This window comes from Longimonas haloalkaliphila (genome assembly GCF_055379825.1).
Genome location: NZ_AP043949.1, coordinates 1 through 12,673 on the forward strand (window position 1 = coordinate 1; position 12,673 = coordinate 12,673).

The 12,673-nt window shown below is 58.0% G+C and carries 5 protein-coding genes; all 5 read left to right on the forward strand.

What is annotated here, in order from left to right; all coding sequences use genetic code 11:
• Window positions 1-15: 15 nt before the first annotated feature.
• The 5 genes from ACZ48V_RS14945 to pglX all read left to right on the forward strand — a co-directional run bounded on the left by ACZ48V_RS14945 (window position 16) and on the right by pglX (window position 12,656).
• On the forward strand, window positions 16-381 hold the full coding sequence (locus tag ACZ48V_RS14945; protein ID WP_464543227.1) for a hypothetical protein: 366 nt from the start codon (window positions 16-18) through the stop codon (window positions 379-381).
• An 87-nt stretch (window positions 382-468) separates the two neighbouring features.
• On the forward strand, window positions 469-4,281 hold the full coding sequence (locus ACZ48V_RS14950) for a hypothetical protein (RefSeq protein ID WP_464543229.1): 3,813 nt from the start codon (window positions 469-471) through the stop codon (window positions 4,279-4,281).
• Window positions 4,278-4,901 carry a BREX protein BrxB domain-containing protein gene (locus ACZ48V_RS14955; RefSeq protein WP_464543230.1) on the forward strand — a complete coding sequence of 208 codons (624 nt, stop codon included), beginning with the start codon at window positions 4,278-4,280 and terminating at the stop codon, window positions 4,899-4,901. The genes ACZ48V_RS14950 and ACZ48V_RS14955 overlap by 4 nt, the downstream gene beginning before the upstream one ends.
• Window positions 4,902-4,965: 64 nt before the next feature.
• Complete coding sequence (locus tag ACZ48V_RS14960; RefSeq protein ID WP_464543232.1) at window positions 4,966-8,322, forward strand: hypothetical protein; 3,357 nt, start codon at window positions 4,966-4,968, stop codon at window positions 8,320-8,322.
• Between the two features lie 50 nt (window positions 8,323-8,372).
• A complete protein-coding gene (pglX, locus tag ACZ48V_RS14965; protein WP_464543233.1) occupies window positions 8,373-12,656 on the forward strand; it encodes a BREX-5 system adenine-specific DNA-methyltransferase PglX in 4,284 nt (1,427 codons plus the stop codon).
• Window positions 12,657-12,673 lie beyond the last annotated feature (17 nt).

The window sequence follows — 12,673 nt, forward strand, 5'->3', positions numbered from 1 at the left end:
AATCTATCGAAGCACTTGATCTTAGACATCCTAAACCGTTTCGAGTACGATGATGGCTCGCCGCTAACATACGCAGACTCCACACGCAGCCGATGGGTGCAGGGCTTTCTCTCCGTTCTCCGTGATATTGGCGTTGTAGAAGGGAAGTACGATGAGTACGGGACGCCTCCTACAATCGATGCGGAGCCCCTCCATACTGCAGCCCTTTATTCCTGGCGTACGGTTGGAGATGATTGGCTGCAGCATCCGGTTGGATTGAGGTATCTCTTCCAGCCGCGCGCTATGATTGACCGCCTCGTGCAACGTCTTGGCAACACCGAGCATTGGCAAGTCTATAACCAACAAGGCACAACCCTTCTAACCCCGGTTCCACAGGAGTAAGGCACTGAATCGCTGTTGCCTCTCTCGCTTCATGGTGGATCTCACTACTGCATCTCGCTTCTATTTCTCGCTTCAGCTTTCCGTGGCATGGACATCAACCGCTCTGATCTCACGTCCTGGTTCCGCTCGTTTCCTCATCGCCTCGAAGAGTCTGTTCGTGTTGATCGTGAACCCGCCGGGTCCGATTCTTCGAATGAGGAGATGACCCAGGAACGACTGGAGATGTTATCGACCTTCCACGTCACAGAGTCTGCAAACGACTACCTGACAGATCTCTTCGCCCGCGTGGCCGGAGAGGCCGAAGGGGATAGACAGGGGGGAAATCATTGGCTATACGGCTACTACGGAAGCGGCAAAAGCCACCTTCTCGCGGTTACCGGGTATTTATTGGACTCGAAGTGGATTTCCGAGGTAGGCAAGGACCAAGTCTGGGCCCAGTTCTCGCAAGGAAATAGCGACTTGGGACAGATGCAGGCGGCATGGGAGCTGTGTCTGAATCGATACCACGTCAAACCGCTGCTGATCAATCTGCTAAAAGATCAGGGTCGGCGCGATCGCGGATTTGGGCGTACCATCCTTCGGCATGTCTACCTCGACAAGAAATGGTCGCCCCACTTACGCGTTGCGTTCTTTGAAAAGTGGTACCTTGAGCACCGAGGCACAGCCGACGAGCTGGAGCAGAAGGCCCAAGTCATCTTGGAAGACAGAGGGGCCAACATTGATGCTCCTGTATGGGAGAAAGTGCAGCAATACCCCATTCTGGCTGAGGGCGTACTTCCACGGCTCTTTGAAAAGGAAGTCGGGACGCGCGACGGGTATGAGGATGTCGTAAATCGAAACCTGAAAGCAGAAGTCGTGGCCGACCAGCTGGAGACTGCCCGTCAGGCCATCGAGGCCGAGGCAGAGAAACCAACCCGCCTCCTTCTGCTGCTGGATGAGATGACGTTGTTCATCGGCACGCACTATTCGCTCCTCACCGAACTCAATGCACTCGCCGAAGCCATTGATGCCGTTGGGGGCGATGAGACGGGTGGTCCGCTATTTCTGGTTGGAACGGCGCAGGAAGACCTCTCTCGTGTTCAGTCAAAATCTGCTGCACAGCAGGCTGACTTTAGCATGTTGGATGATCGTTTCCCGCATCAACCCAGCCTGCCGTCAAGCCACGTTGGGGACATTGTGCAGAGCCGCCTCCTGGAAAAGTCAGCATCTGGCCAGTCCCAGTTCGAGGACGCACTTGCCCAAACAGCCGGAGAGCGCGAAACAGCACTTGTCTTTCGGGGCGTCGAGAAAAACACGACCGGGTCTCCGCTCGATGAGATTCGCCCCGACGAGGTCATACCGCATCTTCCGCTGCTGCCATACCAGCCCGAGCTATTTCTGGACATTCTCGCGAGCTTACGCGAGACAGGGACCGACCGTGCAAAGTCTGTATTTTCTGGAACTGCCCGTGCTGTTTTGGCACTTGTCAAAGGACTTCTGGAGAAATGGGCCGAGGAAGCACAGCAGCTGGACAGTCCGCCGCATCGCATTATCTCGCTGGTTGACTTCTTCGAGATGATTCGGCCTGAACTCAAGGACATTATTCCTCAAGAGCTGAAGACCATCGAAGCGGTTGAACGTGCTGAAGCGGAAGGGACGCTTCGTGAACTGGATGTGAGGGTGTGTAAGGTTGTTCTGCTGCTGCAACACGTCCCCGAAATGATCCCGCTGAGCACGACCCAGAACATTGCCGTTGCCGTTACACAGAACCTAAGCGGCGAGACCATAACTGCAAAAGTAGCTGCCATTGCCGATGCGCTGGATGGTCGGCTCAAAAAGTATATTCGGTCCGATCCCGCATCCGATGCGTCCTTGCGCTTCACTACGCGCCAGGAGCGGGAAGCTATTGAAGACGCCGAAGCAAACATAGCGGCATTCTCGGTGCAAGATGTCTTGCGCGAGCTTACCGAGCCCATCGCAACATTTAGACAGCGGGGAGCCCGGTCGCTCTGGCAGGACGTCTTAAAACAGCTCGACGTACCATACAAGATACAGTACGAGAAGGGAGGGAGTGCATACGCGACGCAATATACATTCGCGATCGACGGCCACGATATTGAGACCACATACGGAGACGACAACGGACTGAAAGTTCGTGTCCAAGTCGAAGGGCTGGTCTACGCAGCAGACGTTCACGACATGGATGCGACGAACGCATTCCGGTGGAGCGTCAGCCAGGAGGCCGATTCGCTGTGGACTGATTTGAAACGATGGGCGGCTTTTGCAGCTGTGTGTCGCGCTTCCAACGTTCCCGAATCGATCGAAAAGTACCTCCTACGTCTTGGGGAAACGCTCCCGGACCGAATTGCACAGTCCATCAAAGACGGCGAGCTAAAAGTTCAGTCTCATGAGCCCGCAACGCTCCAGGAAGGGATAGAGCGGTACATTCGCCGTGTCGGATACCAAGGGGCCTTTCACCCGGAAATGCTGTTCATCACCAAAGACCGTCTTGCCGAACTCAAAGGCATTCGCTCAACCGAAGATCTCCCAGACTGGGCACGGGCCATCGGTGTCGTATGCAGCGAGGCGGACGGCATGGAGCACACCATCTTTCGTCAGATTCGCGGCTATGCGGGCCGTCCGATCAAAGAGCACGAGGGGATGACGGTGCAGGCGGTTATAGAGCACGTCAACCAGCGGGAATCGGCATATGAGGATATCGATCCGGCCCTGGTGGCTCTGCTGTGGGGCCTCTGCCAGTGTGGTACGTTTCTCCCTGTCACGGAGGATGGTGAGCCTGTTGATGCAGATGTCCTGCTCGACGCCACCCAGTGGCACCGGCTCCGCCTGCGGATCGCTCAGGGAGCCAACTCCCGCACTGCCCTGGAGCGTCTGCCAACCGTTACCGCTGCCGATACACACAACGGTATGGTGGTGAAAGCGCAGACGTTCATAAAGAACAAGCAGCAACAGCTCCGCACCTTGCAAGACCGCGTGGATACGGTGCTGCGCGACATGGAGACCGATGCCGTAACGGGTCTATTCAACACGCTGCTCTCCAAACTGCAGCAGATGGAAGCACAAGTAGAACGGTGGGTTGATGAAACCAAAGCGTCCTCTCCGTCCTGGGAGGCAGTCGTAGAAGAAGCCCTCAAACTCGACTCCAAACTACGTCAAGTTGAGAGCCAGTGGACCCACCGCGAGGTCTACCTCCTCCAGCTGGATGCGCTGCTCTTCTTCAACCAGCGCGTCGCTTCTAAAGTGGATGCTTCTCCTGAAGTAAGCCGCGAAGCCAAGAGCGCACTGGATGTGCTTTCAGGTGAAGCGCAGCAGGCCGCCAATATCACATGGTGGACAGAGAGCGGGTGGACTGAGTTCGCTGACCTGCTGGCGCACCGCGGAAACGCGCTGAAAGCACTGCGTACGTGGTGGGAGACCGCCATGCACGAGACGGGGGCTGATGCGCTGCTCGACCACGCAGAAGACCACGCGTGGTTGGTATCCCCAATCCATCTGCCAGGAAACACCATCGGGCGTTCCTTCCAACGGCGCTACTTAGACGGCCCTCGCAGCGCACGCCGCCAGATTCAGCGTGCCGTGCAGTGCATGTACCCACTTATTGAGGACGCTCCTGGCCTCGACACAGCTGACGTGCGACGCACCATGGAGCGGCTGCGAAACGGGGAGTACCCGGCACTGCCTGATCCCGAAACTATCGACAACCATCTAAGCACACTGCGCACCTTGGATGATCTCACAGAGGGCTGTGGCCCGTCGGAAATCGCAGGAGTCGGATTCTGGCCCGATGACAGCGCTCAAATTAGTGAAGCCTTACAGCGTACGTCTACGCTGAGTAAAACCGGTTCCGACATCGAGTTGATCTCTCATTCTGATGGAGTCATTATAACCGCACGCTCATGACTGAAGACAACCCACTTTCTGCATTCAAACAGAAGCTCGTCGAATTTGCCACGGGCAAGCGGCGGGGCATCCGCAATCCATTCGTGATCGTACCGGTTCACCCTGCATATGAACAGGCCGTGGCCCAGCAACTGGCGGGCTGGCAGCCCGGCCGTGGGGCATCTGTTACGCCGATCTACCTGGACCGCGTTATGCCCCAGACCGATGTCTTCCAAACGGTGCTGGAGCTTCCCGATTCATTCTTTCAAGATGAAGACGGTTCCTCAGACGCACAAACACGGGCCGAAAGCGAAGAGGTCACGCTTCGAGAAAATCTGGCCACGGAGATGGTCGATCATATCGTGAAAACGCGCACTGCTATCTGTGATCAGCCCAGCAGCATCCTCTTACTCCTTCATCTGGGAGCCCTGTATCCCTTTGCGCGTGCCTCGGCGCTCCTGGATGAGCTCGACCGGCTGCGCGTACAGGCTACGGTCGGCATTCCCTTTCCAGGACGGGTCATCGGAGGCAAGCTGAGCTTCTTCGGGGAAGAGGCCCAGCACTACTATCCGGCCCACCGCGTAAATGGACCGGTCGACAAGAGCCATCTCTCGCAGCCGGCCATAGGCGCTCCTGCGTAGCGTATATTGGTCTTTCAGCACTCGTCGGTTCGCATTCTCTCTGATTCTGACTCGCTTCTCGTTTATGTCTGACTCTGCTCCTCCACTTGCTTCTATCTTTCATCGCGACCCGACGCGCCCGCTTGAAGAGGTGCAGAAGGTGAACTCGGTCGCACAGGCCCAGCGCGACGTAGAGGAGTTCTACGAGACCGCCAGCGCGCGCCGGGTGCTTGAGCAGCTGGGAGCGGTTGTAAAACGTGGCAAACAGCTTGACCCTCGGTTTCTGTATCTGCATGCCACATTTGGATCCGGCAAGACGCACCTGATGAAGCTCATCGGCTATGCGACCGGACAGGCGGGCGTAGACCCAGAGGTCGTCAACCAGCTAAGCATGCGGTTCGATGGCTTTAAAGCGCTGCGCCAGGCCTTCGAGGCAGCAGACCCGGACCGGTTCGTGCCCGTTTTTCTCAATCTGCTGAGCCGCGACGCCTCGGAAGAACCGCCCATTCCGCTCGTTATCTACGAGTCGATTGGGCATCAGATGAGGTATCCATCAGAACACCGCTGGATGACTGAGTTTCTGCTTCAACTCGAGCGTCGCGTCTCGGCCAACAACGTCTGGGACGCTCTGCGGTCGCACCGCGTCGATGGCAAGGCGTTTCTCGACGATCTGGGAGAAACACGCATCTGGCTCTACGAAGCGGTGCCCGCGGTCATGGATCAGTTCGGCGTGGCATGTGACCATACGGATGTTAAGACGTGGATCCGGGACGCGACCGAGCACGTCACGCCCGGGGCCTTCGATGCCGATGCCCTCGCCACGCGTATTGAGGACGTGCAGACGCTTCTCTCCGAGCGCACGGGCCAGTCCACCGAGCTGATGCTGGGCTTAGATGAGATTGCTCTGTTCATCGGCACGGACCGCACGCGCTACGAGGAACTCCGCACGACCATAACAACGCTCCAGCAGGATCCCGATAGCCCGAATCCGGTGATTCTGGGTACTGGGCAGTGGAGCCTTCAGGGCGTACACAAGCGGTTTATTGGCGATGTCGACGAGCGCGCCTGGTATAGCCAAGAAGTCGAACTGGAAGGCGCCGACACGGAAGCCATTGTGCGCAAGCGCTGGCTGCAGAAAAAGTCAGCCCACCGCCCCCTGCTGGAACGCCGCCTGGAAGCGATGCCCGAGGCGCCGGAAACGCTGTCCAACGGATACTCGGTAGGCGATGTCGTGGATGCGTACCCCCTTCGGCCGGGCGACCTGCGCTGGATCCGGGCCGCGATGCAGTCGCTACTAACGCGCGACCGCGTCAGCGCTACGGATCACATCCAGGGGCGCGCGTTGCTCGTGCTGGTGCGCGCGCTGTTCGTGCGAAAGCAGTGGGCCGACACCCACACCCTGGGCGACCTGGCCACGTGGGCCGATCTCTACGACATGCTGCAGCGCGAGACCAATCTGGTGCCCACGTGGACCGAGGAGCTGCTGGCGCGGCTCGGCACGATAGACCATCAAACGGATGTGCCGGTTATCCAGGTCGCAAAAACAATCTTTCTCCTCAATCAAATTGCCGAGGTCGATGCCACACAGGCGGTCATCGCGTATCTGCTGTGCCCCAACGTCACGTCCGATCTGGACCGTTTTGAGGCTGAAGTCCAAGAAGCGCTTACGGTGCTGGTCGATCACAACTACATCTTTGAGGATGCGCAGGCCCAACCATCCACGTACCGCCTGCTCACGCGTGAGGAAATGACGCTGGAAGATAAGATCGACGAGCGGGAACGCTCAGTGTCCTATCCGCGCATGCGGTCGGTTCTCACCACCTGGATGCGCAATGCCCAGTCGTACTTCGCTGCTGAGGGCAACCGCCAAGAAGTAACGATCGGAAACGAGCGCGACGTTCCGCTCACCTGGTTGTACTCGGTGCTCCAGCCGGTGCCCGATCCCTCCGACCATGCCACAACGGTAGCGGTGCGTGTGCTCGTGGGTACCGAAACCGAGGTCGACGAGCAGCGCCAGACCTGGATGCAGGCCAACCGGGCCTCAGATACACGCGAAGATGCCCTCGTTGTCGTTACGCTCCCTCCAAACTACGTGAACGAACTGCAGCGCCACATTGCACGGGGCGATGTGCTTGGTCGCGAAACGCGCTCCTTTCGCGAGGTGCGCGCTGATCATGATGAGCAAGAGCGGCAGCTGCGCCACGTGCTGCACAATCAGATGAACACGGCCCCGATTTGGGATTCGCAGAAGCGCACGGACTATGGGCCGCTCTCGACGGGGTTTGCGCCCTATGTGACCGATGTCGTGCTGACCCGGGACCGCAAGTTTCCCGATCGCCGGTCGCTGCAGAACGCCTTCCAGCCTATTGATGATGGCCCCAGCTTCGTTTCGTTTTTCCGAGGGGAAGGCGCCTGGCCCCTCGCTGAATCCGATGCCGCCACGCTGGGCGTGAGCCTGAACAGCCACGCCATGATCGATGAGGACGATTCCGATCGGCTACGCCCCGATGGCGATACGTGGCCTGCGCAGTTTATGCAGGCGGCTCGCAATGCGGGCAACACGCTTATACAGGGCCAGGCTGTACTCGACATGATCGAGACGCGCACCGGTCCGTTCCGAGGGACCTCGGTGGAGGCCATAGCGGCGCTTCTCCTCGCGTTGGCTACACGGCCGCTCATCCAGCTAAAACGAGACGGCACCGTGCTGCGCGACCCGGGCGATATGGGCCGGGCCCTAACGACCAAAGGAGGAATCAGGAGCCTCACTATTGGCCTACAACCGCCTCCCGACCAGGACCAGGTTGCGCGTATTCGCACTGTGCACCAGCTCCTTATCACGCAAACCACCGCACCGACTGGCATGAACAAGGCCGCTCGTGAGGTGATCGACTGGGCGGGTAGCCACACCAGCCAGATCCAGCAGGTACGGCAGTTTGTGGAGGCCACATTCGACACAGCATCCGTCACCGCGTTGGCTGACCTGCTCCATCGTGCCAGTGCACAGCCGGCCTCGGTAGATGCCGAGACGCTGGGCAGCGAGCAGCTGGTGCCGGAGGTCCGCTCGTTCGCACACGCACGCAGCTATCATCTTGGCCGTGAGACGCGCCTCTGGGATGACGTCACGACCATGCAGCAAACCCTTCGCACCGAGGCGCCCGACCTCCAATACGCACTGGATCCAATCTTTGCCGAAACCAAGGTGCCGTCCCCAGCCGAGGTGCGCGACTGCCTTTTGCGGGCGAAGGAGCTTCTCGCCAAGGAGCGCGCCCGCGAGGAAGGCAACGAGGACGACCGCGAAGAAGACCCTGCCCCCCAGCCCGTGGCGCCCGATCTGTCTCCAGATACCCCCGACCCGGCGCCTCCAGACGCAGACCCGCTTCCCGACGCCCTCCGCAAGCGCCTGAACGAATCCGCCAACGGCACAATCGTTCTGATTCGCTGAGCACGCCATGCAGCGCCCGATCTTTTGTTTTCCTACGTTCCCCCTTCCGTATGAGCACCCAACTCGATAAAGCCCATCGCGAGCATCTCGAAACGGTTGTCAAAGACCTGCGCTCGCGGGCGGAGCAGACGATTCAGTACCAGATCGACACCCATCTGAATCTGGAGAAAGACACCGACACGGTGCCCGACCGGCTGGAGGAGTCTGAACGCCGCTTGCGCGAGCAGGTGCGCACGGCCATCCGGCGCGAGCAGGCGGGCGACCAGCGCACCTGGGCCACGGCTCGCGACCTGTACGTTAAGGCCGTGGGCTACACGCTCGTGAATCGCCTGGCGGCCCTTCGCTGCATGGAGGTGCGCGGCTTTCTCGACCGCAGCCCCACGCGCTTTCGCGAGGACGGCCTCACCCCAGCGGCCGACCGCCTCGTGATGGAACAGTTCATGACGCCGGAGGAAGGTGTGTGGACCGGCTTTGTGCAGACGTGCCAGAACCGCGCCGAGGAGGTAGACCTGCTCTTTGACCTTCACGACCCGTACAGCCTCCTCTACGGTGACATGAGCGGCTGGACAGGCACCAGCGATCCCTCGTGGAGCACGCGCCTGCGCGCCGATCTGGTGGAGCTGCTCCGCGACCTCTGCGCTAAGCTCGATACGGTCGAAGATGCCGTTTGGCGAGCCGATGATGTGCTCGGCTGGGTGTACGAGTATTATAATATCCCCGACCTCGCGAAGGTAGAGGACAAGCGCTCTCTCAATCCAGAAGATGTCACGGTAGCCAACCAGTTCTACACGCCGCACTGGGTCGTGCGGATGCTCACGGACAACAGCCTCGGGAAGCTCTTTCTGGAGCATGAAGGTACGCTCCAGGAGACCATCCAGGAGCAGGCCGAGCGGTTTTCTCCGGAAGACCGCAAGACCCGTGATCCAGAAGCGGCCAACAGCCTAACTGAACTCTGCACGTATCTTGTTCCTACCGAGGAAGAAGGCGAAGCCACCGACTTCGACCATCCCAGCGAGATTCGCGTGTTCGACCCGGCCTGTGGTAGCGGACACTTCTTGCTCTATGCCTTCGATGTGCTGGAGCGTATCTGGTGGACGATGGAGCCGGGCATAGACCGTGCTGACGTTCCCGCCAAGATTCTGCAGCACAATCTGTTTGGCGTGGACCTGGACCTTCGCGCCTGCCAATTAGCAGCGTTTAACCTGTACCTGAAAGCCCGCACCCGTGCCGAAGAACATGGTGTTACGTCGTTTGAGATGCCGCAGGTGGGCATTGTGTGTGCCGACGCCCACAACATCGACACAGATTTGGCTCATTCAGTATTTGATGAGGTGGCCGGCACCAATAACGCGACGCGAGACTTGCTCGATGAAACGGTAGAGACCTTCGTAACGACGTCTGGGCTCGGTAGTCTGTTTGACCCAAAAGCACCATTCCGAAAGGCTTTTGAGGAACGTGGGGCGGAACTGAGTGCTGTTCATGGGTCCGATCTCACTGCACTCTTCCGGGACATCCGGAAAGCTGTGCAGCAGCACACGGACAATGGTGGCTTCGCGGCGGCAGATCTTAGGAGCCTTGCTCGCCTGCTAGTGCTTTTGTCGCAGGATTACGATGTGACCCTTATGAATCCCCCCTACGGATCCGCTGGAAGGATGCCTGCGGAAGTCAAAAACTATGTATCCCAAAAATACACCTACTCTCCAGAGTACTATATAAACTTTTTTGAAATAGGAAAAAGACTCGGAAAGAAGCATTCCAGGGTCTCTATGTTGGTTCCAAGGTCCTTCATGTTCAACAGGTCCTTTGAGCAGTTTAGAGTGGACTTTGTTAGTGGTAAAGGGAGTTTTGACTTTCTTGCAGAGTTTGGCCGAGAGATTCTAGATAACGCCACTGTGCGTACAGTGGGTACGGTCATTCGAGTAGGCGCAGCAACTGAGCAACGAAAAGGACGTTTCGTCCGCCTGAGTGACGTAGACGGTGATAAAAAGGAGAAGGCGTTTATAGGGGCTGTTTTTGATAATCCACGAGATGGTGACATTAACCGTTTATACGAGCGAGAAATATCAGAATTCCAGTTGGTCCCATCTACTCCGCTTTCGTATTGGGCACCGAAAAGCATTCGAAAGCTTTTCCATGAGAGTGTAGTCTTAGATGCGAATCAGGCTGGCTTACCGGGTCGGGGTAGCGGAGCAGAAGTGGTAACTGGGGTCAAGACAGGGAAAATATCACGGTTCCTCAGAAAATTCTGGGAGGTCCCCAGTTCCACTAGAAACTGGATGCCATTCCCTAAAGGAGGCGAGGAAACGTGGATGCTTCCGCGAATAGATCTTTGCGTGAACTGGAATGGCAATGGTTCCGAGATCGAACGACAGCCGGCAGCTACGCAGGGTACAAAGGGCAATTATTTCAGAGAAGGAATAACATACAACATAGAAAAGAGCAACGGACGCCGATTTGGCATAATGCCAAAATGTTCTGTCTTCTCGGCTAAGGGGGTTGCGATATTCACCGATGCGCCAAGAGCACCAGTCGTAGGCTATTTGAATAGTAGACTTGTCACCTACCTGGTTTTTTGTCTCACTCCGGAACGCACTTGGCAGATTGGTACTGTTGCTAAGTTGCCATGGAAGAAGGAGCTGATGCAGAGTGAGGAGGTTCTGAACCTGTGTCGGCAAATATTATCGGGTTTAGCCACTCTGAGGCAGAGCAGCTTTCTGTCTCCGCATTACAGAGGGCCTTTGATGCTTCGAATGATTGGAGAAACGGAGCCGAGTAAAGCTTACAGATGGCACCCCCACAGAAATACAGTCGAATTTCCCGATACTGTGGATCTCCCGTCGGTTAGTCCAGAGATAAGTTTAGAGGGGTTGGGAATTCAGGCTGAGACTTTCCGCAGTTCAGTTCGGAGGGGCATCTCACGTGCGGAGCTCAGACTCAATGAGATCATATTTGCACACTTCGATATTCGTAGTGATCAGCGTAGTGAAGTGCTCACTGAGATAGCCTTGCGGACCAATGAAGACCCCCAAAGGCTTACGGAGTATAATCCCGAATTAATAACCGAGCCCCCAGAAGATTTTCCCGAACTGGTAAAGAAGATGCTCCTCCACCTCATCTTCGAGATCCTGGAAGAAGACGACGACGGGATCGTGCTACTGGGCACCGAGTCAGACGGCGAAGAGACCGACCTGCTGGCCCAAATGATCGACAAATTTGAATCCATCTGGGGCGAGTACGCCGCCGACCGTCTGCAGGAAGTCGACGACATTCTGGGTAGCCGCGAGGCGACCGACGACGCCTACCCGAACCTGAGGCACTGGCTACAGCACAAGCTCTTTGCGTTTCACTGCAGCCAGTTCGAGAACACCCCTATCCTTTGGCAGCTTAGCACCGATCGGCTGGACGGGGGAAACACCGATGCGGTCGGCTTTGCCTGCCTCGTAGACTACCACCAGATGGACGGCAGCCTGTTCGACCGCCTCAGCACCCGTTACCTGGATGCCCGGAAGACCGCCTTGCGCGAGCGCGAAGCCGCCGCCCGCCGCACCATGGAGGACAACGGCGCAGATGCCGCCACCCAACGTGAAGCTACAGCCGAAGCCAAACGCTGCGCCGCCGGGCTGCGCCAGATTGAGGAGTTGGAAACCCGCATGACCAACCTCAGCCGCACAAAGCCCCGCTCCTGGGCCGCCGACGTGAAAGACATCGCCAAGGAGACCGCTCCGAAGGTCCGCCGCTTCCGCGAGCGCCTCGAAGACCGGCTGGATACGCTCGACCGGCTGCATGAGATCAGTCCGTCCGCGTGGTTCAAAGACCGGTTCAGCGACAAGTTTATGGAGAAGGTGAACGGTGAGCGCGAAGAGTGGATCGACGCGCTGGAGGACCTGGAAGCCGCCTGCAAACAGTTTGCCCAGCCGGCCAACGAGCCGGTGGAAGCCCACCTGTACGACCTGCTGCCCTACTTCAACGACAAGCTCACCGGCTCCACGCACTACGCCAGCTACGGCATCTTCTTCCTGAACTACTACTTCAAGAAAGGCAGCGACCTGGCCGAGCGGTTGGCCGCGGGCGACGGCGACAAGCTCACCGAACAGCAGCGCCTCGTCGCCGAACTCGCCACCCACACCGACGACGACATCGCGCTGGGCGAGGAGATCAAGAGCGCCTGCAAACGCATGCAAAAGCCGATGGACGCCGACTGGAAAGCCCGAGCGCTCGAAGAAGTCGAAACCGCCGGCTACACCCCCGTGAAAAAGCACGGCGTCGCCATCAACATCACGCCCTTGGCCGAGAAGAAGCTCGTCCCGTCGTTGGTGGAGGATAAGGTGCTGTAACCCCACAAACCTACAGA